At 64.4% G+C, this 21,496-nt stretch carries 18 protein-coding genes; 8 read left to right on the plus strand and 10 right to left on the minus strand.

Going from position 1 to position 21,496, the window contains the following annotated elements; genetic code table 11:
- Positions 1 to 204: 204 nt before the first annotated feature.
- Positions 205 to 1,770: an inorganic phosphate transporter gene (locus tag EZI54_RS02780; RefSeq protein ID WP_131478807.1), complete on the plus strand. Its 1,566-nt coding sequence runs from the start codon at positions 205 to 207 to the stop codon at positions 1,768 to 1,770.
- Positions 1,771 to 1,874: 104 nt separating this feature from the next.
- A complete protein-coding gene (locus EZI54_RS02785; RefSeq protein ID WP_131478809.1) occupies positions 1,875 to 2,141 on the plus strand; it encodes a hypothetical protein in 267 nt (88 codons plus the stop codon).
- Positions 2,142 to 2,322: 181 nt separating this feature from the next.
- Here the strand turns inward: EZI54_RS02785 and EZI54_RS02790 are convergent, their stop codons facing one another.
- The 5 genes from EZI54_RS02790 to EZI54_RS02810 all read right to left on the minus strand — a co-directional run bounded on the left by EZI54_RS02790 (position 2,323) and on the right by EZI54_RS02810 (position 7,632).
- Positions 2,323 to 2,793: an Mpo1 family 2-hydroxy fatty acid dioxygenase gene (locus EZI54_RS02790; protein WP_131478811.1), complete on the minus strand. Its 471-nt coding sequence runs from the start codon at positions 2,791 to 2,793 to the stop codon at positions 2,323 to 2,325.
- A 125-nt stretch (positions 2,794 to 2,918) separates the two neighbouring features.
- Positions 2,919 to 4,589: a pyridoxal-dependent aspartate 1-decarboxylase PanP gene (panP, locus tag EZI54_RS02795; protein WP_131478813.1), complete on the minus strand. Its 1,671-nt coding sequence runs from the start codon at positions 4,587 to 4,589 to the stop codon at positions 2,919 to 2,921.
- Positions 4,590 to 4,852: 263 nt separating this feature from the next.
- On the minus strand, positions 4,853 to 5,191 hold the full coding sequence (locus EZI54_RS02800) for a DUF503 domain-containing protein (RefSeq protein ID WP_131478815.1): 339 nt from the start codon (positions 5,189 to 5,191) through the stop codon (positions 4,853 to 4,855).
- Positions 5,192 to 5,273: 82 nt separating this feature from the next.
- Positions 5,274 to 6,980: an isovaleryl-CoA dehydrogenase gene (locus EZI54_RS02805; protein ID WP_131478817.1), complete on the minus strand. Its 1,707-nt coding sequence runs from the start codon at positions 6,978 to 6,980 to the stop codon at positions 5,274 to 5,276.
- A 4-nt stretch (positions 6,981 to 6,984) separates the two neighbouring features.
- The gene (locus EZI54_RS02810; RefSeq protein WP_131478819.1) at positions 6,985 to 7,632 is read right to left on the minus strand and encodes a TetR/AcrR family transcriptional regulator; all 648 of its coding nucleotides are present in this window, start codon (positions 7,630 to 7,632) and stop codon (positions 6,985 to 6,987) included.
- 299 nt (positions 7,633 to 7,931) lie between these two features.
- On the opposite strand from EZI54_RS02810, the gene EZI54_RS02815 reads away from it, so the two are divergent.
- Both EZI54_RS02815 and EZI54_RS02820 read left to right on the plus strand, forming a co-directional pair.
- Positions 7,932 to 8,162, plus strand: coding sequence for a hypothetical protein (locus tag EZI54_RS02815; RefSeq protein WP_131478821.1), 231 nt, complete (start codon positions 7,932 to 7,934; stop codon positions 8,160 to 8,162).
- Between the two features lie 209 nt (positions 8,163 to 8,371).
- Positions 8,372 to 9,328: a lipase secretion chaperone gene (locus EZI54_RS02820; RefSeq protein ID WP_165495656.1), complete on the plus strand. Its 957-nt coding sequence runs from the start codon at positions 8,372 to 8,374 to the stop codon at positions 9,326 to 9,328.
- Positions 9,329 to 9,342: 14 nt separating this feature from the next.
- Here the strand turns inward: EZI54_RS02820 and EZI54_RS02825 are convergent, their stop codons facing one another.
- Positions 9,343 to 11,484 carry an FAD-dependent oxidoreductase gene (locus EZI54_RS02825; protein ID WP_131478824.1) on the minus strand — a complete coding sequence of 714 codons (2,142 nt, stop codon included), beginning with the start codon at positions 11,482 to 11,484 and terminating at the stop codon, positions 9,343 to 9,345.
- A 270-nt stretch (positions 11,485 to 11,754) separates the two neighbouring features.
- Here EZI54_RS02825 and hemB point away from each other — a divergent pair, with 270 nt between their 5' ends.
- The 4 genes from hemB to EZI54_RS02845 are packed head-to-tail and all read left to right on the plus strand — an operon-like array spanning position 11,755 to position 17,109.
- On the plus strand, positions 11,755 to 12,768 hold the full coding sequence (hemB, locus tag EZI54_RS02830) for a porphobilinogen synthase (protein ID WP_278248697.1): 1,014 nt from the start codon (positions 11,755 to 11,757) through the stop codon (positions 12,766 to 12,768).
- 35 nt (positions 12,769 to 12,803) lie between these two features.
- Entirely contained in the window at positions 12,804 to 14,909 is a 2,106-nt protein-coding gene (gene ppk1 / locus EZI54_RS02835) for a polyphosphate kinase 1 (protein WP_131478828.1), read from the plus strand.
- A 5-nt stretch (positions 14,910 to 14,914) separates the two neighbouring features.
- Complete coding sequence (locus tag EZI54_RS02840; RefSeq protein WP_165495657.1) at positions 14,915 to 15,820, plus strand: cobalamin-binding protein; 906 nt, start codon at positions 14,915 to 14,917, stop codon at positions 15,818 to 15,820.
- Positions 15,817 to 17,109 carry a DUF945 family protein gene (locus EZI54_RS02845; protein ID WP_131478832.1) on the plus strand — a complete coding sequence of 431 codons (1,293 nt, stop codon included), beginning with the start codon at positions 15,817 to 15,819 and terminating at the stop codon, positions 17,107 to 17,109. The genes EZI54_RS02840 and EZI54_RS02845 overlap by 4 nt, the downstream gene beginning before the upstream one ends.
- Here EZI54_RS02845 and ggt read toward each other — a convergent pair.
- The 4 genes from ggt to EZI54_RS02865 form a co-directional block, all read right to left on the minus strand.
- Positions 17,102 to 18,811 carry a gamma-glutamyltransferase gene (ggt, locus tag EZI54_RS02850; protein WP_131478834.1) on the minus strand — a complete coding sequence of 570 codons (1,710 nt, stop codon included), beginning with the start codon at positions 18,809 to 18,811 and terminating at the stop codon, positions 17,102 to 17,104. The two genes, EZI54_RS02845 and ggt, sit on opposite strands and share 8 nt — an antisense overlap.
- 2 nt (positions 18,812 to 18,813) lie before the next feature.
- Positions 18,814 to 19,062, minus strand: coding sequence for a YfhL family 4Fe-4S dicluster ferredoxin (locus EZI54_RS02855; protein ID WP_131478836.1), 249 nt, complete (start codon positions 19,060 to 19,062; stop codon positions 18,814 to 18,816).
- A 151-nt stretch (positions 19,063 to 19,213) separates the two neighbouring features.
- Positions 19,214 to 19,696 carry a pantetheine-phosphate adenylyltransferase gene (gene coaD, locus EZI54_RS02860; protein WP_131478838.1) on the minus strand — a complete coding sequence of 161 codons (483 nt, stop codon included), beginning with the start codon at positions 19,694 to 19,696 and terminating at the stop codon, positions 19,214 to 19,216.
- Positions 19,697 to 19,843: 147 nt separating this feature from the next.
- Entirely contained in the window at positions 19,844 to 21,289 is a 1,446-nt protein-coding gene (locus EZI54_RS02865; protein WP_131478840.1) for a coniferyl aldehyde dehydrogenase, read from the minus strand.
- Positions 21,290 to 21,496 lie beyond the last annotated feature (207 nt).

Here is a 21,496-nt window from a genome sequence, read left to right on the forward strand (position 1 = left end):
CACCTACTTTATCGGGAATGTGTCGGTCGAAAAGTGAACAGCGTTGCAATGGCTGACTTCACCGGCACATGGTCTCGGTCACGGGGCCGGTGGAATCCGGACGGCGACCCGGTGTTTGTTACCGCGGTAATGCCCGGATATTTCATTTCTGCGACGAACTCCCTATAGTGGCGCCACCTGACATTGTCTTAATGGTGATTCCGCATGCCCCAGAACGTGTCTTTCATGGACAGCGCCCTGACCAGTAAGCAGACCGAGCGCTTCCGCCTCGGCATCAGCCTGTTCTTCCTGATGATTGTGTGGCTCTTCGTGGGCCAGATCGGCGAAGGAATGCCGGGTAATAGCCTGTTGATGGCTGCCGCTGTGATCGGTGGCTACATGGCCCTCAATATCGGTGCCAACGACGTGGCCAACAACGTCGGGCCGGCGGTTGGATCCGGTGCCTTGTCGCTGGGCGGGGCGATCCTGCTGGCGGCGATTTTCGAGGCCAGCGGTTCCCTGATTGCCGGCGGAGACGTGGTCTCCACGATCAAGAAAGGCATCATCAGCCCGGCCAGTTTCACCGATGTCCAGACGTTCGTCTGGCTGATGACGGCCGCCCTGCTGGCCGGTGCCCTGTGGCTGAACCTGGCGACCTGGATGGGGGCGCCGGTGTCCACCACCCATTCCATTGTCGGCGGGGTGCTCGGTGCCGGGATTGCCGCTGGTGGCTGGGGTGTTGCCAACTGGGGCGTGATGGGCGCCATCGTGGCCAGTTGGGTGATTTCCCCGGTACTCGGCGGGTTGATTGCCGCGTTTTTCCTGTACGTGATCAAGCAAACGGTGCTGTACCAGTCGAACATGGTGGCCGCGGCCCGCAGGATGGTGCCCTGGGTGGTGTCGGTCATGGCCTGGGCCTTCGGCACCTACCTGATGCTCAAGGGCGTCAAGCACATCATCAAGGTGGATTTCCTGGAGGCGGCCCTGGTCGGTCTGGGCTTCGCGGCCGTGGTGTTCGTGCTCATGCGGCTGTTGATTCGCCGTCGGGCGGCGACTATGACCAACGGTGAGGAAGGGGTGAACAACCTGTTTACCTGGCCGCTGATCTTTGCGGCGGCGTTGCTGAGCTTTGCCCACGGGGCCAACGATGTAGCCAACGCCATCGGTCCGCTGGCGGCGATCAACGAGGCACTGGCCCACGGTGCCGTGGCGACGGCGGCCAGCATTCCACTGTGGGTCATGATGGTGGGTGCCATTGGTCTGGCGCTGGGGCTGACACTGTTCGGACCACGCCTGATCAAGACCGTCGGCAGCGAGATCACCGAGCTGGATAAGACCCGCGCCTTCTGTATTGCCCTTTCGGCGGCCATCACGGTGATTATCGCTTCCCAGCTGGGGCTGCCGGTCAGTTCCACCCACATTGCCCTGGGTGGGGTGTTCGGCGTGGGCTTCCTGAGGGAGTATCTCAAGCGCAGCTACGCCAGCCAGCTGCATACGATCATCGAGAACCACGATCCCGAGGATCGGGAGCGCCTGGAAGGTTTCCTGTCCCGTTTCCGGGAGGCGACGGTCGAAGAAATGGCGGTGATGCTCAAGGGCGCCAAGAAGAACAAGTCGGAAGTGCCGCTGTCCAAGAAGGAACGCAAGCGTCTGAAGAAAATCTACCAGGAGGAGCTGGTCAAGCGCTCCCAACTGGTACGCATCGCGGCGGCCTGGATCATCACCGTGCCAGCCTCGGCGGCCATGGCGGCAGTTCTGTTTTTCACGGTTCGTGGCATCATGGTGGGCTAAGCTGTAAGAAACGGCCGGCGCGATTCGCGCTTGCCGTGATAGCGCGGGTTATTTAGTGTGGCAGGATCCCGCTTTGCGGGCGTTGACAGGATCTGGAGTTGTTTATGAGCACTGCATCCGAAAGCCGTCAGGCACGCATGATTGAGGAATTGCGGGTCTTCATCAAGAAGGTCCTGAGTGATCCGACCGTGGCGGTCAAGTGTGTGGAGATCGCCCGGCGTTACAAGGACGATCCCGATGCCAACCGGAAGATCGCCGAAGAGATCAGCGCCAACACCACGGTGCGGATTCCGGAGAACTGGAGTGAAGCGGACCGGATGTTCCTGGATATCCTGCGGGATGTGCTGGACGACGAGGCGGCTCTTTATTGAAGATAGGATCTTTTTGAAGCATAACGGCGCCCATTCGGCGCCGTTTCTGTTTGGGCAGTGTTCTGGAGACTGGTGGCGTGGTGCCAGAAGCGGCCGGATGCCCTCGCTTCCGTCACACGAGAGGGCCGTCCGCGGCCGCCAGGGCGTGGGTTGTGGCTAGCATCGCTTTTGCAACACCCTCTCAATACCGGATGCCCAGACTCCGGTAGATAAACCCCATCAACCAGGCTGGTCCGATCAGCAGGAACTGGATATCCTTGAAAAAAGACGGTTTCTTGCCTTCGATGTGATGGCCGATGAACTGGAAGACCCAACTGACCACAAACAGGATGATTGAGGCCGCCCACACCGGCATCAGACCGGTGTGTTCGAAACCGGCAATCACCAGCGCCATCAGTACGCTGAACAGCGCCATGCCGACACCCAGGGCGGGCGACAGGCGAATGTACCAGAGTGTCGTCACCACCAGGGCCAGGGTGCCCCAGTTCAGGTAGGGCACGCTGTCGAAGGCGGCCGGTGTCGGGATCGACCAGAGCAGGCCGATGATGGTGGTGAAGATCACCGGCACGGCGACCCAGTGGATCGCCTTGTTGGTGGGGTTGCGATGGCTCTCGCCATACTCGTCAAACCACTGGTCCGCTGTCTTGCGCATGGGATCTCCTTGGGCGTTCTTATCAAGCCGTTCGGGCTTTTTCTTATCCCACGAGTATAACGCTGCGGCCGATGGGGACCATAGCCACAGTGACAGGGTGGTCTGGCGGATGGGTGATGGCCGGTTTAAGCCCGGTTGGCCCGGGGCGCGTCGAGTACCGCCCGGGTCAGGTTGTGCAGGACTTCCATCTCATCCCGCGCCTCCTCGTGACCGGCGAGCTCGGCCTGCTCGTCGAGGATGTCGCGCAGGATTTCCTGGGTGGTCAGCGGATTGGCCAGCACCACCCGGAACACCACGCAGGGGTAGCGGTGGTGGCGGGCCGGTTCCAGCCGGGTCCGCGAGACGAAGGCCTTGCCGTGTTCCCGCTGGGTCTTCTGCAGGAACTTGGTGATGCGGTTGAGCGAGGCGTTGATGCGCTCGGACTGCAGGGTGTCGGCGCGGGCGAGGGCTGCCTGGGTCTCGGCCGGGCAATAGCGGTAGGTGAGGATGTTGAGCTCCGGCCGGGTGACCAGCTCGAAATCCGGCCGCTCCTCGATCATTTCGGCAAAGCGCTTGGCTTTCTCGATGCCCTGGTCGATCAGCAGTTCATAACCTTCCCGGGCCAGGATCTTGAGGCCGGACTGGATCAGCATCGCCATCCCCGGGCGCGACCCTTCCAGCGTGGTACTGCCCAAATCCCGGGAGCCCTTGCGGATGATGTACTGGGCATGGTGCTCGATGGCGCCGACCAGGGCCGGATCGCGGAACACCACCAGGCCGGCGCCCATGGGGACATAGAGCTGCTTGTGGGCGTCGAAGGTCACCGAGTCGGCCTTTTCGATCCCCTTCAGCAACGGGCCGTAGGTGCGGGAGAAGAGCGTCGGCCCGCCCCAGGCCGCGTCCACGTGGAAGTGGGCGCCGAACTCGGTGGCGATGTCGGCCATTTCCTCGAGCGGGTCCACGTTGCCGGTCTCGGTGGTGCCGGCAATGCCGCAGATGGCCAGGATCCTGACCTTCTGGGCCTGGAGTTCCAGGCACTTCTCGCGCAGGGCATCGGTCTGGATGCGGTTGTCGTCGTCGGTCGGTACCGAAATCAGCGAGCTGCGGCCCAGGCCGAGCACGTCGGCGGCCTTGCTCAGGGAGTAGTGCCCGCGCTTGGACACCAGCACGGCGGCGCCTTCGTGACCGTAGTAACGCAGCGCCCGGAACAGCCCTTCCTGGTGGATGCCGCGGAAGCTGCCTTCGGCCGGAAACGCATGGTTGCGGGCGACCCACAGGGCGGTCAGGTTGGCGATGGTGCCGCCGGAACACATGGCGCCCAGGGCATAGCGCGGGTCGTGCATCCACTTGCGGTAGTAGGCGCTGTCCTCGTTGTAGACGAGTCGATGGATCATGCCCAGCACCTGGCGTTCCATGGGCGTGAAGGCCTTGGAGGTCTCGGTTTTCACCAGGTTCTGGTTGAGGGCGATCATGATCTTCGACAGCGGCAGCATGAAATAGGGCAGCGCCGAGGTCATATGGCCGATGAAGCTGGGGGACGCGGTGTGCACCGAATGGGCCACCAGCTTGTCGAGCAGGAACTGGGTCTGCTCGGACACGAAAACCGGCTTTTCGGGGACGGCGGACTCGCTGAAGTCCTTGACCACGTCGCCCAGGTCGCGCTCGATGGCGACGATGTGTTCCTGCAGGAACCCCGCCAGGTTGCGGGAAATATCCTGGTCGATCCGGCTCAGGGTGGAATCCGGCGCCTCGGGCACCGTGAAGACCCTGTACATGGCTTCCAGTGAAGCCTGGGCCGTTTTTTTCTTACCGGTCATACGCGCCACACATCTTGCAGTGGTTGATGCGGTTCCGGCCGGATTCCTGCCGGCGGAGACATCGCGATTCGGGGGTTGCCCGTTTCATTATTACAGCGTCGGGGCCGCCGGACGGCTGCTTTCGCGTCCCTGGATAAGGAAGTGTCGCGACAGGAGCCGGACACTACGGGGCTGCGTAGTATAAGACGACGACACATAGGACGCCAGACTGCGGGATGGGCCGGCGCAACGCAAGCGACCTGTCGCTGGGCCGTCAGGGGGTGTCAGAGCATTTCCCGCTGTACATCGAGCACCGGCGCGTCGATGCGCTGCTCGATGGCCTTTTCCACCTGGTCGAGGCGTTGCTGGATCAACTGGGTGGAGGTGCCCAGTGCGGCAATGGACCAGGTGGCGCGGTCGAGGGCGTCAAGATCGCCGGTTTCCACCACGGCCAGGTCCGGCTCCTTGCCCCAGACCGCGCGCATGGGCGCAAAGGTGCGGCGTTTGCTCTTGATGTCGTCGCAACCGTAGAGCTGGAAGTGCAGGGTGAGGACGCCCAGGTGGGGCGTGATCACCGGGTGGTCGCTGGTTTCGGCCAACAACCGGCGCAGGGCTTCGGACATAGGGACTCCGCTACAGCTGGAAACCGGGCGGGCCAGGCGACCCGCCATCGGTGTGGGGCATACCCCTTGGGGGCACCAGCCCTCAGTCTACAACAGGCGTGGCCCGCTCGATAATAGCCGCGGCATCGACGCCGGAGGGCAGGTTGCCGATATTCAGCCCGCCGTGGCTTTCCAGGCGGCCGGCGCAGAACGCGTCGGCCACCGCCGGCGTGCTGTGACGCAGCAGCAGCGAACCCTGCAACGCCAGCGCCAGTCGGTCCACCAGGTTACGGGCGCGGAACTGGGTATCGTCGGTGCGGCCGAAATCGCTCTGCAACTGGGCCAGGAAGCGGTCGAAGCGGGCATCGGATCCCCTGGCCAGGGCCACTTCGGCGAAGAAGGCCTCCAGGCTGTCCGGCGACTTCTGCAGGGCGCGCAGGGTATCCAGGCATTGCACGTTGCCGCTGCCCTCCCAGATGGCGTTGACCGGCGATTCCCGCAGCAGGCGCGGCATGATGCAGTCTTCCATCACCCCGCTGCCGCCGATGCATTCCATGGCTTCGTAGGCGTGGTTGGGCGTGCGTTTGCAGATCCAGTACTTGCCCACCGGCGTGGCGAGGCGGGTGAACAGGCGCTCCTGCTCGTCGTCCTGGTTATCCAGGGCGCGGGCGACGCGCAGGGTCATGGCCAGGGCCGCTTCGCTCTCCAGCGCCAGGTCGGCCAGCACGTTCTGCATCAGCGGCTGCTGGTCGAGCCGCGCGCCGAAGGCCTCGCGGTGGCGGCAGTGATGCAGGGCCTGGGCGGCGGCCTGGCGCATGCCGGCGGAACTGCCGATCATGCAGTCGAAGCGGGTCATGGCCACCATCTCGATGATGGTCGGCACGCCACGGCCTTCCTCGCCCACCATCCAGGCCAGGGCGCCGCGCAGCTCGACCTCGCTGGAGGCGTTGGCGACGTTGCCCATCTTGTTCTTCAGGCGCTGGATCTGCCAGGGGTTCTTGCTGCCGTCCGGGCGCCAGCGCGGCATCAGGAAACAGGACAGGCCGCCCGGCGCCTGCGCCAGGACCAGGAAGGCATCGCACATCGGAGCGGACACGAACCACTTGTGGCCGACCAGCTCGTAGGTCTCGCCGGGACCGCCGGAGCCCAGCGGGAAGGCGCGGGTGCTGTTGGCGCGGACATCCGAGCCGCCCTGTTTCTCGGTCATGGCCATGCCGATGGTGACGGCGGACTTCTGCTCAGCCGGGATGTTGCGCGGATCGTAGGCGCGGGCGGTGATCTTCGGTGCCCAGGTTTTCGCCAGCTCCGGCTGTTTGTTGATCGACGGCATGGCGGCGAAGGTCATGGTCACCGGGCAGCAGTGGGCGGCTTCCACCTGGGAGTGCATGTAGTACTTGGCCGCCCGGGCCACGTGGGCGCCGGGGCCGGGATCGGTCCAGGGGCTGCTGTGCAGGCCGTGGGTCAGGGCCATGTCCATCAACTGGTGATAGGCCGGATGGAACTTGACCAGGTCCTGGCGGTGGCCGAACCGGTCATGGGTGTGGAAGACCGGCTTGTTCTCGTTGGCCAGGAAGCCCAGCTCGATGATGTCGGAACGACCGGTGAGCGCGCCATAGGCGGCCAGCTCGTTGTGGGCCCAATCCGCTCCTTCACGTGCGATGCCCTCCTGCAGGGCCCGGTCCTGCTCGAACAGGCTGTAGTTCTCCAGCGCCGGTGGCTGGTTGCGGACCTCGTGCGTGGTCGCCAGGAAGCGGTCGTAGCCTTCCGGGGCGTCGGTGTGCTGTCGGGCAGAGGAATCGGGTGCGTTCATGGCTCTATCTCCGTTGGCCGGTCACCCCCTGCAGGCAGAACGTGATGATCGGCTCGATCAGGGTCTGTATCTGCCCGTCACTCAGGGTGGCGGGCTGCTCGGGCAACGTCGGTGTCCGCTGTGTCGGCGACAGGGGACCGACGAGGCTCTCGGCAATGGCTCCGACCAGGCAGGTGGCGCTCAGGCGGGCGTCCTGCGGTGGTAGCGAGCCTTCTTCAATACCTTCGCCGATGGCGCGTTCGAAGTGCTCGGCATACGCCCGGCGGTACTCGAGACGCTCTCCCTCGACCCGGGGATCGACCGGCTCGGCAATCAGTGACCAGGCCATCACCGGGCCGTGCAGGGCCCGCTCGGCAAACTGCCGCAGGGCGCGCTCCAGGCGTTCGGCAGCATGGCCCGGGCCGGCCAGGGCCTCCGCGACCTTATCCACCTCGCGCTCGGTCGCCCGGCGGAAAACCTCCGCAAACAGTTCGGTCTTGGACTCGAAGTGGCGATACACCGTCCCGGTGGCCACCCCGGCCATTTCCGCCACCTGGTTGATCTGGGCGTTACGGAAACCGCCCTCCGATACGCTTTGCAAAGCGCAGTCGAGAATGCGTTCACGCACTTCGGCTTTCCGCAGGCGCATCTTTTCTGTTTCACGGTAGGCCATGGTGTCTCCTCACAAGAAGTGAATCACTATTCATTCTTTGTGTCAATCGTTGCCGATAACGCTGCCAGGCGCGTCACTGCGCCACTCCAGCCAGATCGGGCTATGTCCGGATTTTTCGTTTACAAAAAGTTACAAAAAAAGGCTTGGTGGTGAATGGTGTTTGCAATGAATCGGGATTATATAGTCGGCAAGGCACGGCAGTCGCCGAACAGGGCACTGGTTTCCGCGGCCGAGACGGGTCCGATTTCTGAGCTGAAATGCTGGACCACAGGTTTGTTTTCGCTGGTGGAGGTGAAGCCATGAGTGAATTCGACGAAAGCAATCTGGAAAGCTCAAGCAATAGCAGTACCTGGGACTCTGACGCCGAGGATACGCATACAGTCGCCGGTCGAGCCCGCATCCGGGCAAAACTGCAGGCCGACATTGATGAATTCCTGAGCAGAGGCGGCCAGATCACCGAACTGGACACAACACTGCGCTCGGACGCGCCACGGCGGGCGGAACCCGGTTTCAATAACCGCACGGTCTGAACGTCCCCGTTGCCCCGCAGGATAGCCGTCCTGCGGGGTATTTCGTGTCCGGATGCGTCAAACTGTGCACCGTACAACGCTGCCGCGCCGTACCCGTTGTTATGATGGCCGTCATTCCGTGATGGCATAACAACTCGAATGGCACTATGGCTTCCAACCGACGTTATCTTCCTGTTTTTGTTGGCATTATAGCTGTTTTCGGCATCACTGTGCTGAACCTGCGCCCGGGTGGTCAGACCCCGGCTCCGGGCCCGGTCGCCTCATTCTCTTCCGGCCAGGCCCCCGCTGAGGGCGCCGCTTCGCGGTCGGCACAGGCCGGCACGGCGCCGGTTGCCGCCGTGCCGGACACGCTGCCGGGCTCCCTGGAGGGTACACGACCGCCGGGCGACTGGAACCGGGTGGATGACGCGGGTCATCTGTTGCCCACTCCGGACCTGCGAGGCCTGTTCGAATACTATCTGGCGGCGCTCGGGGAAGAATCCCTAGATCAGTTGGTGGCACGCATCCGGCAAGCGTTGCAGGCCCTGCCCGAACCGGCCCGCAGTGAGGCGCGGCAACTGCTGGGGGACTACCTGGACTACAAGCTGGCAGTCGGCGAGCTGGAGGCGCGTACCGGCGCCGGGGCCGATATGGCCACCGCCGAGAACGCCCTGGCGAGCATTCGCGACCTGCGCCGCAAGTATCTGGGGGAGGTGGCCGCGGATGCCTTCTTTGCCCGGGAGGAAGCCGTCGACCGCTACCAGGCGGCCCGCCGCGAGATCCTGGCGCGGGACGACCTGACCGACGCCCAGCGCATAGCCCGTCTGCAGGCCGCGGAAGCGGCACTGCCGGAGTCGCTGCGCCGGGCCAGGGAGGAGAGCCGGAAGTTCATTGATTACGAAACACAGCTGCGGGCCTTGCAGGCCGATCCGGACGCCAACCAGGCGGCGATCAACCGGCTCAGGGAGACCACCTTCGGCGCCGAAGTGGCGGAACGCCTGGCCCGGGTCGAAGCCGCCCAGGCCGACTGGGACCGGCGCTGGTCCGACTACCGGGCCGATCTGGCCCGCCTGGACGCCGCCGGTCTGGCCGGACCGGAACAGAAGGATGCGGTCCAGCGTCTGCGGGACCGGTACTTCAGTGATCAGGAGCAGATTCGGGTCCAGGCGCTGGATTCCATCCAGTAGCCCTTACACTACCCTCATGAGCCGCGCCGCAAGCGATGGAAACGGGCCAGCCACTGCAGGGCGCCTTCCGGCGCATGGGCCTTCTTCCAGTTGCCGGCGGCGAACTTGTTGGCCTCGGACAGGGTGGGGTAGACGTGGATCGTTCCCAGGATTTTGTTGAGGCCGATGCCCTGCTTCATGGCGGTGACGAACTCGGTGACCAGCTCGCCCGCCTGCGGGCCAACGATGGTGGCGCCCAGGATCCGGTCCTTGCCCGGCGGCGTCAGCACCTTCACGAAGCCTTCCGCCGCGCCTTCGGTGATGGCCCGGTCCAGTTCATCCAGGCCGTAACGGGTGACTTCCACGGCGATGCCCTGTTCCCGGGCTTCCTGTTCGTTCAGGCCCACCCGGGCCACTTCCGGGTCGGTAAACGTGGTCCAGGGCAGGACCCGGTAATCCACCCTGAAGGTCTTGAAGCGGCCGAACAGGCTGTTCACCGAGGCGTACCAGGCCTGGTGCGCGGCGGCATGGGTGAACTGGTAGGGCCCGGCCACATCCCCGCAGGCGTATATGCCCGGCAGACGGGTTTGCAGGGTCTCGTCCACGGCGACGGTGCCGTTGGGGTTGCGCTCAATGCCCAGGGCCTCCAGCCCCAGGCTGTCGGTATTGGCCTGGCGGCCGACGGCCAGGAGGAGGGCATCGAAGTCGAGCCGCAGGGTATCACCGTCCCGCTCACACACCAGGACCGACATGTCCCCGTCCTTTTCGAAGCGCACCGCCCGGGTGCCGGTATGCAACTGGACGCCCTCGCGCTGCAGGCTGTCGGCCACGATCCGGGCGGCATCCTCGTCCTCCCGGGGCAGGATGCGCGGCGCCATGTCCACTTGGGTCACGGGAACACCCAGTCGCACAAAGGCCTGCGCCAGTTCGCAGCCGATCGGGCCCCCGCCCAGGACCAGCAGCTTCCGGGGCGCCTCGCGCAGCTGCCAGATGGTGTCGGAGGTGTAGTACCCGACCGTCTCGATACCCTCGATGGGCGGGACGAACGGCCGCGCTCCGGTGGCGATCACGATGTTGCGGGTGGTCAGCGTGCGGCCGTCCACCTCCACCCGCCACGGATCGACGATGCGGGCTTCACCCTCGATACAGTCGACACCCAGTTCGGTGTAGCGTTCCACTGAGTCATGCGGCTCGATGGTCCGGATCACCGACTGGACCCGCTCCATGACGGCCCTGAAGTCCACACGGACCTCGCCGGTGTGGACGCCGAAACGCGCCGCGTCGCGGGCGTCGTGGGCGGCCCGGGCGCTGCGGATCAGGGTCTTGCTGGGCACGCAGCCGGTATTGAGGCAGTCGCCGCCCATGCGGTGCTTCTCGACCAGGCTGACGCTGGCGCGGGTGGCGGCGGCGATGTAAGCGGTCACCAACCCGGCCGAGCCGGCGCCGATGACCACCAGGTTGCGGTCGAACGTGGCCGGTTTGCTGAACGGTTTGAGGGACCGGCGGCGCTTGATGCCGTTCATGACGCTGCGGGCGAGCAGGGGAAAGATCGCCAGTAACGCGAAGGAGCCGATCAATCCCGGTGACACGATACCGCCCAGGCTGTCCACCTGGCCGAGCTGGGTGCCGGCATTCACGTAGACGAACGTCCCCGGCAGCATGCCCAACTGGCTGACCCAGTAGAAACGGCGCACCGGCATGGGGGTGAGCCCCATTACCAGGTTGATGACGAAGAACGGGAAAACCGGCACCAGTCGCAGACCGAACAGGTAGAAGCTGCCATCCCGCTCCACGCCCCGGTTGACCGCCCGCAGGGAATCGCCGAAACGGCGCTGGACCGTGTCGCGGAACAGCACGCGGGACGCCAGGAACGCCAGGGTGGCGCCGATGGAGCTGGCGAAGGACACGATCACCAGGCCCGCCCCCAGACCGAACAGGGCGCCGCCGAGCAATGTCAGCACCGCGGCGCCGGGCAGCGACAGGCCGGTGACGGCAATGTAGGTCAGGAAGAAGATCAGGCCGCTGAGCCAGGGATGGGACGCAACCTGAGCCTGCAGCAGATCGCGCTGGTGGGTGATGTAGTCCAGACTGAGATAGCGGCCGAGATCGAAGGCAAAGTACGCGACGACCAGGGCGACAATAGCGACCAGCAGCAGGGTCTTGCGGGACGAGAGCATGTCTTCGGGTTCCTTGTGATTGACGCGGATAGGTGGACACCACCTACAGACCAGCAGTTGCTGTCAGGCTAAGGTCAGACTGTCACGATTCTATCCGGATTCCTGAACTTTCCCGTAGCCTGTGGCGACCGGTTGTCCTAAGACGGTCACATTTCACCGGTACGCTCGCTATAATGCGTTGAAATAGTGCGGGATACGACCCGATGGTATTCCAGGATCAGGTCCGGAGGAATTCCCCACTGCCGTAGCATGCATTCAGGAGGTCTCGCTGTGTTTTCATCGAACCAACGTCTTTACCCCGCCACCCGCCTGCGCCGTAACCGGAAAGACGATTTCACCCGCCGCATGGTTCGCGAGTACCGACTGAGTGTCGACAACCTGATCTATCCGGTGTTCGTGCTGGACGGCGAGAACCAGCGCGAGGCCATTCCCTCCATGCCGGGCATCGAGCGCCTGAGCATCGACCTGCTGGTGGAAGAGGCCCGGGAACTGGTCGGGTTGGGGATCCCCGCCATTGCCCTGTTTCCGGTGACGCCCCCCGAACTGAAGAATCTCGACGGCTCCGGTGCCTGGGATCGCCATGGCATCGCCCAGCGCGCCACCCGCGCCCTGAAGGAAGCCTGCCCGGAGCTGGGCGTGATCACCGACGTGGCGCTGGATCCGTTCACCTCCCACGGCCAGGATGGCATCCTTGACGACGACGGCTATGTGCTCAATGACGTGACCGTGGAAGCGCTGGTGCGCCAGGCCCTGTCCCACGCCGATGCTGGTGCCGACATCGTGGCCCCGTCCGACATGATGGACGGTCGTGTCGCCGCCATCCGCGAGGCACTGGAAGAGGCCGGGCACATCAACACCCGCGTATTGGCCTACTCCGCCAAGTACGCCTCCGGCTACTACGGCCCGTTCCGGGACGCGGTGGGCTCCGCCGCCAACCTGGGCAAGGGCAACAAGGCGACCTACCAGATGGACCCGGGCAACAGCGACGAGGCCCTGCATGAGACCGCCGTGGACCTGGCCGAGGGCGCCGACATGGTGATGGTCAAGCCGGGCATGCCGTACATGGACATCGTCTACCGGGTGAAGCACGAACTGAAAGTGCCCACCTTTGTCTATCAGGTCAGTGGGGAGTACGCGATGCACATGGCCGCCGCCCAGAACGGCTGGCTGGACGCCGACACCGTGATGATGGAAAGCCTGCTGTGCCTGCGCCGGGCCGGGGCCGACGCCATCCTGACCTATTTCGCCAAACGCGCCGCGCAACTGCTCAAAGGGAGCGGTTGAGCCGACACACCAGATCCAACGGGACACCGAACACCATGACCACCGAAACGGAAGCCACCACGGAAGCGGCCCTGCCGGTCGAACAGCTGCCGGACCTGAACGCCAGCGAGAATTACTTCAACCGGGAGCTGAGCCACCTGCAGTTCAACTACCGCGTGCTGCAGCAGGCGATGGACGAGACCCATCCGCTGATCAACCGGCTGATCTTCTGCTGCATCTTCAGCAGCAACATGGACGAGTTCTTCGAGATCCGGGTGGCGGGTCTGCGCCAGCAGATGAAGTACGGTCGCGAGAGTGTCGGTCCCGACGGCCTGCTGCCCGAGCAGTTGCTCAACGAGATTTCCCGGGTGGCCCACGACTACATCCACGAGCAGTACGACATCCTCAACAACGTACTGATACCGGCGATGGAGCAGGAGAACATCCACTTCGTCCGTCGCCGCGACTGGACGCCAGCCCAGGCCGAGTGGGTGGCGCGCTACTTCGAGGACGAGATCCTGCCGGTGGTCAATCCCATCGGGCTGGATCCCTCGCATCCGTTCCCGCGACTGGTCAACAAGAGCCTGAACTTCATCGTCGAGCTGGACGGCAAGGACGCGTTCGGCCGGGAAACCGGCATGGCCATCGTGCCGGCGCCGCGCTCCCTGCCGCGGCTGGTGCGCCTGCCGGACGATATCTGCGACGGCGGCGACAACCTGGTGTTCCTGTCCTCCATGATCCACGCCCACGCTGACGAACTGTTCCCGGGGATGGAGGTGGATGGCTGCTACCAGTTCCGCCTGACCCGGAACGCCGACCTGGAGCTGGAAGACGACCTGGAGGACCTGGCCTCGGCCCTGCGGGGTGAACTGCTGAGCCGCCGCTTTGGCGATGGCGTGCGGCTGGAGGTGGCGGACAACTGTCCGGAAGAGCTGACCGGTTTCCTGCTCAAGCAATTCGGCCTGACCGAACGCGAGCTGTATCGGGTCCACGGACCGGTGAACCTGACCCGGCTGATGGCCGTGGGCAGCCTGGTGGACCGCCCCGATCTGACCTACAGCGGTTTCTCGCCGGCGGTGCCGCGCCAGATCCGCAACAAGGAAATCATCTTCGACGCCATCCGCCAGCAGCCGATCCTGTTGCTGCACCCCTATGAAAGCTTCACGCCGGTGATCGATTTCCTGCGCCAGGCGGCGAAGGATCCGCAGGTGCTGGCGATCCGCCAGACCCTCTACCGCACGGGTGCGGACTCGGAAATCGTCGAGGCGCTGATGGACGCCGCCCGGCGCGGCAAGGAAGTCACCGCCGTGATCGAGTTGCGGGCCCGCTTCGACGAGGCGGAAAACCTGGAGCTGGCCAGCCGCCTGCAGGAGGCCGGTGTCATCGTGGTCTACGGCGTGGTGGGCTACAAGACCCACGCCAAGATGATCCTGATCGTGCGCCGGGAGGACGGCAAGCTCAAACGCTACGTGCACCTGGGCACCGGCAACTACCATGCCGGCAACGCGCGCCTGTACACCGACTACAGCCTGCTGTCGGCGGACGACGCCCTGGGTGACGACGTCAACAAGCTGTTCCAGCAGCTCACCGGCATGGGCAAGGCGCTGAAGATCAAGAAGCTGTTCCATGCGCCGTTTACCCTGCACAAACGCCTGATCGAGCTGATCGACCGCGAGGCACTGATGGGCGAGCACGGTCATATCATCATGAAGACCAACGCCCTGACCGAGCCGGAAGTGATCCGCGCCCTGTACCGGGCCTCCCGGGCCGGCGTACGGGTGGAGCTGATCATCCGCGGCATCTGCTGCCTGCGGCCGGGCGTACCGGGACTGTCGGAGAACATCCACGTGCGTTCGATCATCGGCCGTTTCCTGGAACACACCCGGGTCTATTACTTCGGCCACGGCGGCAAACCCGAGGTTTACTGCTCCAGCGCCGACGCCATGGTCCGCAACCTGATGAACCGGGTGGAAGTGGCCTTCCCGGTGGACGACAAGGAACTGGCCGAGCGGGTGCGCGCGGATATGGAAACCTACCTGGCCGACAACTGCCAGAGCTGGGAATTGCAGGCGGACGGGTCCTATATCCAGAACAGTCCCGGCGAGGGTGAAGAGCGTCTGGCCTCCCAGTTGTTGCTGCTTGATCGCCTGACGGCCAAGTGATGGCCATGCCGGCCCGGATCCCCCCGGTGCTATGGGGGCTGTTGCTGTGGGGCTGGGCGAGCGTCTGCCTGGCCCTGTCGGCAACCGACGATGGCGGCGCAACCGTCACCCTCGAGGCGCCTCCCCAGCGCATCGTCAGCCTGGCACCGCACACCACGGAACTGCTGTTTTCGCTGGGCCTGGGCGAGCGCATCGTCGGCGTCAGCGAATACAGCGATTACCCGCCCGCCGCGCGCGACCTCCCCCGTATCGGCAGTCACGACCGTTTTGACCTGGAGCGCATCCTGTCGCTGCAGCCGGATCTGGTGGTCGCCTGGCAGAGTGGTAGCGGGCCGGACGTCATCAACCGCCTGCGCGATTTCGGCCTGCCGGTGTTCGCCCTGGAGCCTGACTCCCTGGCCGCTGTCCCTGACGATCTCGAGCGCCTCGGCCGCCTGGCCGGCCGCGACGACATCGCCCGGGACAAGGCCTCGAACTATCGTCGCGAACTGGCGCGCCTGACGCAGACCTATCGCGACCGGTCCCCGGTGCGGGTGTTCTACCAGGTGTGGGACAGTCCGCTGATGACGCTGGCCGGGGACCAGTATGTAACCGACGCCATCCGCCGCTGTGGCGGGCGCAACATCTTTGCGGATCTGCCGGGCAAGACCGCGACGGTCAGCGAAGAGGCCGTGCTGGAACGCCGTCCCCAGCTCATCCTGGCGGCCGGTGACGATACCGGGGCCGATCTGTTCCAGCGCTGGCGTGCGCTTGGCGCGCTCCCTGCGGTAGAGTACGATCAGCTCGTCCTGTTACCCCCGGATACCCTGTCGCGGCCCACGCTGCGACTGGTGGACGGCCTGGCGAACCTGTGCCGGGCCATCGACGGGGCCAGGCAGACGATTCATGAATCAGGAGACAGCAGTACATGAAAAAATGGATTTTAGCTGGCGTACTGGTGCTGGTTGTTATCGTGGCCGCCCCTTACGGCGTGGGCGTGCTGACCCAGCAGCAGTGGGGCGAGGCGGTGAGCCGCGTGAACCATGACCAGCCCCTGGTGCATATGGTGACCGACCGTTACGACCGGCACTTCTTCGGTGCGGATATCCACGGTGAGATCGAGGTGATGGATCCGGAGACCGGGGAATCCCATCGTATTCCCTATACCGGTGACGTGTCCCACGGCGTGCTGAGCAGTTCCGTCGAGCTCAAGCCGGTAGCGGACAGCGAGCCGATGCTCAAGACCCTGTTCCCCAAGGAGCTGCCCAAGGTCACCCTCACCACTTGGCTGTGGGGCACGCTGGAGGCGGATTTCAGCGTTCCGGCGATCGACCTGGTTGATGACGATACCGGCGAGACCCTCAACTCGGCCGAAGCCTACGGCTGGGCCAAGGTGACCGACGCCGGCGATCACGTGGAGCTTAACCTGAACTGGCCGGGCATGGTCGTACGCAGCGATGCCATCCGCGCCAGCTTCGACAACCTGCAGCTCAGCCAGGAAGGCGACCGGGTGGCGGGTAGCCTGTGGTCCGGCGATGCGGCGCTGACGGTGGAGAAGGTCGGTTACGTGGAAGGGGACCAGGCGGACGTCAGCCTGGAGAACCTGCAACTGACCGGCAATACCCAGCCGGAAAAGGACGACACCCGCGTGTCCTCCCACTCGGCGCTGACCCTCGATGCGGTCAAGGTGGGCGATGCGAGCTACGGACCGCACCGGATTGAGTTCAACCTGGATAACCTGGATGTGGACGCCTGGCTGAACTTCCAGTCCGTGGCCACCGAAATCCAGATGATGCAGGCCCAGCCGGACCCGACCCTGTCGCAGCAGGCCCTGTTCCAGAAGCAGATGATGCTGATGCAGCGGTTCAGCAGCGCCGCCAAGGCGGTCGCGGCCGCCGGCCTGACGATCGGGATGCCCACCATCGACCTGAAGTCCGCCGATGGCGACATCCAGGGGCACTGGTCGCTATCCCATCCGGAGGTGCCCAAGGCCAAGCAGGCGGACATGCCCCTGATCGTGCAGCAACTGACCGGTGAGCTGGAGCTGTCCGTGCCGGTGGCTCTGCTGGAGGAGGATCCCGACCTGTCCCGCAACCTGCAGGGACTGGTGCAGCAGGGTATCCTCAAGCGGGATGGCGACGTCTATCGCATCAACGCCAGGCTGGACAAGATGATGCTCGACATCAACGGCCAGTCCTACCCGCTGCCGCCGCTTATCTGACCGGCTTCACCACCGCCTGGCCGATCCCGCGCGGGTCGGCCGCGGCGGTGGTTTCCCCGCTCTCCCGATCCCGCAGGATCAGCTGCATATTGCCGTAATGCCGGCCCACGTCCCGCAGCTCATACCCCATGGCTTCCAGTGCGGTCTTCTGTTCCGGCGTAAAGGTGTCCGGTTCGTGCTGGATCACGTCCGGCAGGTACTGGTGGTGGAAGCGCGGATCCGACACCGTGGCTTCGGCCGACTTCCCATCCAGCACATCCAGTAACCCGAGATAGACCATGGTAATGATCCGGCTGCCACCGGGTGTGCCGATAATCGCCGTGCGGTCATCGCTGGTCATGATGGTGGGGGTCATGCTCGAGAGCGGGCGCTTGCCGGGCGCGATGCTGTTGGCCTCGCCGCCCACCAGACCGTAGGCGTTGGGGACGCCGGGTTTGATCGCAAAGTCGTCCATCTCGTCGTTGAGCAGCACGCCGGTGCCCGACGACAGGAACGCCGAGCCGAACGGCAGGTTGATGCTCAGGGTGGCGCTGACCTTGCGCCCGTCGGCGTCCATCACCGACAGGTGGGTGGTGTGGGTGCCGCTGTCCAGGTCGCCTTCCAGGGACTGGCTGGGGGTGGCCTGCCCGGGCTTCAGGTTGGCCATGCGCTTGCCCAGGTAGGCGGGATCCAGCAGGTGTTTGACCGGGATGTCGGTGTAGTCCGGATCGCCCAGGTAGATCGCCCGGTCGCGGTAGGCCCGACGCATGACTTCCACCAGGTAATGGGTGCGGGCGACCGGATCGTCCGCCGGCGTGTCGGGAAACACCTCGTCGAACGGGCGTTGCTGCATCATACCGAACATCTGGGCCAGGGCGATGCCGCCGGAGGAGGGCGGCGGCGTGGTCCAGAGGGTGGCGTCGTCATAGTGGATGACCACCGGCTGGCGCTCGACGATGGTGTAGTCCTTCAGGTCCTGGAGCTGCCAGATACCGCCGGCGGCCTGCACGTCGGAGACCAGTTGCTGCGCGACCGGCCCGTCGTAGAAACCGTCCCAGCCGCGATCGGCGAGAGCTTCCAGCGTATCGGCCAGGGCCGGCTGGCGGATCAGGGCGCCTACGGGAGGCACCTTGCCATCGACCAGGAAGGTCTGCCGGGTGGCGGGATAACGCTGCATGACCTCGCGCCGCCACTCGGCCAGTTCGTGGTAGCGCTGATCCACATGGAAACCCTGGCGGGCGATGCGGATGGCGTCCTGCAGGTTGGCCCGCAGGGGGCGCTCGGCGTAGTGCTCGTTGATGTAGGCGAAGGCACCGGGCTGGCCGGGGATGCCGGCGGCCAGCGGGCCGTTGATCGACAGCTTGTCGGGGTGGACCTCGCCGTTGGCGTCCAGGTACATATCACGGGTGCTGGCGGCGGGGGCCTTCTCGCGGGCGTCGACCAGGGTGGTTTGCTGGTCGGGTTGCTGCAGGAGCCAGAATCCGCCGCCGCCCAGACCGGCGCTGTAGGGCTCGACCACGGAAAGGACGGCGGCGGTGGCAATGGCCGCGTCAAAGGCGTTACCGCCTGCTTCAAGGGCGCGCAGCCCGGCCTGTGTGGCCAGGGGGTGAGCGCTGGCGACCGCCAGGCTGCCCGGCTGCTGTGGGTTGGTCGCGGCACAGCCGCCCAAGAGCAGCAATACCGTGAAGAGAATGCTTATCCGTGGCGTCCGTGCCAGTGTCATGGTCAGGCTCCTGTCAGGCGATGGTATTTTTCCATCAGTTGATCTTCGGATTCCTTGTGCTCGGGATCCAGTGGAATGCAGTCCACCGGGCACACCTGCTGGCATTGTGGCTCATCATAGTGGCCAACGCACTCGGTGCACTTGTTGGGATCGATGATATAGATCTCGTCGCCGGGTGAGATCGCCTCGTTCGGGCATTCCGGCTCACAGACGTCGCAGTTGATGCATTCGTCCGTAATCATCAGGGCCATGGGTTTCCCTCGAAAATGCGGCAGATAAGGATGGGGCGTCGTGACAACCGCATACGGCCGTCACCTCACCTTGAATGATGACGTTATTTTACCGGAATTTGGCGATAACTGTGAGTGTCGATGGCGGCTGCCCCGGACAGCCGCGCGGCCATTACGACGTGGCGAATTTCTTTTGCAGGGCCTCCGCCACAACCGGCGGTACGAACTCGGTCACATCGCCGCCCAACGAGGCAATCTCGCGGATCAGGCTGGAGGAGATATAGGACAGGTGGTTGGCCGGCGTCAGGAAGATGCTTTCCACGTCCGGCGCCAGCCGGCGGTTCATGTCGGCCAACTGGAATTCGAATTCGAAATCGGACACGGCACGCAGGCCACGGATCAGGATGTTGGCGCCCTGTTCCTGCACGAAATCGGCGAGCAGCTTGCTGAAGCCGACCACACGGATATTGGGCATGTCGCTGGTGGACGCCTCGATCAGGCGGATCCGTTCATCCAGGGACAGCAGGGGGTTTTTCTTGGTGCTGGCGGCCACCGCAACGATGACGGTGTCGAACAGCCGCGAGGCCCGGGCGATCAGGTCGACGTGGCCGTTGGTGACCGGGTCAAAGGTCCCGGGGTAGACAACAGTGTTCATGGCATGCCCTCGCTGACGGTAATGCTGCGCGATAGTAGCCCGACTCTACAGGCTTGTTCAAATCCGGGCTAGCTGCGCGCGTCGGAAGCGCGTCAGGGAAGGATGTCCGGGCGCCGCGGTCCGGGCCCGGAAGGGTGTCGACGTCCCTCAGCGGATAAACATCCGGTACACCATCTTGTGGAACGGGGTATTGTAGGGCGGATAGACAAAACGGCCGCTGTTGATTTTCTGCCGGCCGTAGACGGATTTGGCGTGGGAGAAGGTGAGGAAGCCTTCCTTGCCGTGATAGTGCCCCATGCCGGACTCGCCGATGCCGCCGAAGGGCAGGTCGTCCTGGGCCACATGCATCAGGGTATCGTTGATGCACATGCCGCCGGCGTGGGTGTTGGCGATGACATGGTCCTGGGCGTCCCTGTCGTAGCCGAAATAGTAGAGGGCCAGGGGCCGGGGCCGTTCGTTGATGAAATCCAGCGCCTGGTCGATGCTGCCATAGGTGACCACCGGCAGGATCGGCCCGAAGATCTCCTCCTGCATCACCAGCATGTCCTCGGTGGGATTCAGCACCAGGTGCATGGCCAGCTTGCGGGTGCCGTCGCCCAGGTTTTCCGCCGCCGGGTTCACCTCGATGACTTTTGCCCCCTTGCTGCGGGCGTCGTCGAGGTAGCGCACCAGGCGTTCGTACTGGCGTTCGTTGATGATGGCGGTGTAATCGTTGTTGTCCCGCAGGGTCGGGTACATGTCGGCAAACCGGGTGCGGAATTCGTCAACGAAGGTCTGCAGACGATCCGCGGGACACAGCACATAGTCGGGGGCCACGCAGGTCTGACCGGCGTTGACGGCCTTGCCGAAGGTCAGCCGCTCGATGGCATCGCGCATCGGGACATCGTTGGAGATGATGGCCGGGGACTTGCCGCCCAGTTCCAGTGTCACCGGTGTCAGGTTCTCGGCGGCCGCGCGCATGACGTGGCGGCCCACGGCGGTGGAACCGGTAAACAGCAGGTGATCGAATGGCCGGGCCGTGAAATCGGCAGCCACGTCCGCCTCGCCGGTGATGACGCTGACCAGGTCCAGGGGGAACTTGTCCTCAATAAGTTGCTTGAGCAGGGCCGAGAAGTGGGGCGTGTACTCCGACATCTTCACCATCACCCGGTTGCCGGCGGCCAGCGCGGAGGTCATGGGACCGATCGACAGCAGCATCGGATAGTTCCAGGGCACCACGATGCCCACCACGCCGACCGGCTGGTAGACCACCTTGTTGCTGGCCGGCTGGAACAGCATCGAGACATGGCGTTTGGATGGCTTCATCCAGTCGCTCAGGTGCTTGAGCGCGAAGTTGATGCCCTGGACGGCGGGCATGAGTTCCGCGATCCGGGTTTCGTCGGCGGAGCGGCAGCTGAAATCCTCGTCGATGGCCGCGATCAACCGATCCTCGTTGGCCAACAGCAGGCGCTTAAGCCGCTTCAGGTTCTCCTTGCGCTCCGTGAGCGAGGGCGCTGGGTTCCGGCGGAAGGCCTGGCGCTGTTCCTCGAAAATCCGGGCGGTCTGCTGGATCTGCTTCTTGCTTTCGGTCAGGTGAACGACGCTTGCGGTCATGGTGACTCTCCTCGCCTCAGTGGCCCGATGACAGTCCGGTCAAGGCCGGAACAGGCGGCCTGAACGCGGTGCGGCACAAGGCATGCGTTGAGGCTGATCGGGTGTTCAAATATTGTTCGATTTGTGTTTGAGGCTATTATTAGAGTATATACTCTAGGGAGTCAAGGATCTCATCTGGCCGCTTGGGCCAATGTGTTATCCAGCGCT

The sequence above is a fragment of the Marinobacter halodurans genome (assembly GCF_004327985.1).
Lineage (GTDB): Bacteria > Pseudomonadota > Gammaproteobacteria > Pseudomonadales > Oleiphilaceae > Marinobacter_A > Marinobacter_A halodurans.

Excerpts from the sequence above, each read along its gene's own strand:
- EZI54_RS02780 (WP_131478807.1), top strand. The coding sequence starts at position 205 with ATGCCCCAGAACGTGTCTTTCATGGACAGCGCCCTGACCAGTAAGCAG.
- EZI54_RS02785 (WP_131478809.1), top strand. The coding sequence starts at position 1,875 with ATGAGCACTGCATCCGAAAGCCGTCAGGCACGCATGATTGAGGAATTG.
- EZI54_RS02790 (WP_131478811.1), bottom strand. The coding sequence starts at position 2,793 with ATGCGCAAGACAGCGGACCAGTGGTTTGACGAGTATGGCGAGAGCCAT.
- panP (WP_131478813.1), bottom strand. The coding sequence starts at position 4,589 with ATGACCGGTAAGAAAAAAACGGCCCAGGCTTCACTGGAAGCCATGTAC.
- EZI54_RS02800 (WP_131478815.1), bottom strand. The coding sequence starts at position 5,191 with ATGTCCGAAGCCCTGCGCCGGTTGTTGGCCGAAACCAGCGACCACCCG.
- EZI54_RS02805 (WP_131478817.1), bottom strand. The coding sequence starts at position 6,980 with ATGAACGCACCCGATTCCTCTGCCCGACAGCACACCGACGCCCCGGAA.
- EZI54_RS02810 (WP_131478819.1), bottom strand. The coding sequence starts at position 7,632 with ATGGCCTACCGTGAAACAGAAAAGATGCGCCTGCGGAAAGCCGAAGTG.
- EZI54_RS02815 (WP_131478821.1), top strand. The coding sequence starts at position 7,932 with ATGAGTGAATTCGACGAAAGCAATCTGGAAAGCTCAAGCAATAGCAGT.
- EZI54_RS02825 (WP_131478824.1), bottom strand. The coding sequence starts at position 11,484 with ATGCTCTCGTCCCGCAAGACCCTGCTGCTGGTCGCTATTGTCGCCCTG.
- ppk1 (WP_131478828.1), top strand. The coding sequence starts at position 12,804 with ATGACCACCGAAACGGAAGCCACCACGGAAGCGGCCCTGCCGGTCGAA.
- EZI54_RS02840 (WP_165495657.1), top strand. The coding sequence starts at position 14,915 with ATGCCGGCCCGGATCCCCCCGGTGCTATGGGGGCTGTTGCTGTGGGGC.
- EZI54_RS02845 (WP_131478832.1), top strand. The coding sequence starts at position 15,817 with ATGAAAAAATGGATTTTAGCTGGCGTACTGGTGCTGGTTGTTATCGTG.
- ggt (WP_131478834.1), bottom strand. The coding sequence starts at position 18,811 with ATGACACTGGCACGGACGCCACGGATAAGCATTCTCTTCACGGTATTG.
- EZI54_RS02855 (WP_131478836.1), bottom strand. The coding sequence starts at position 19,062 with ATGGCCCTGATGATTACGGACGAATGCATCAACTGCGACGTCTGTGAG.
- coaD (WP_131478838.1), bottom strand. The coding sequence starts at position 19,696 with ATGAACACTGTTGTCTACCCCGGGACCTTTGACCCGGTCACCAACGGC.
- EZI54_RS02865 (WP_131478840.1), bottom strand. The coding sequence starts at position 21,289 with ATGACCGCAAGCGTCGTTCACCTGACCGAAAGCAAGAAGCAGATCCAG.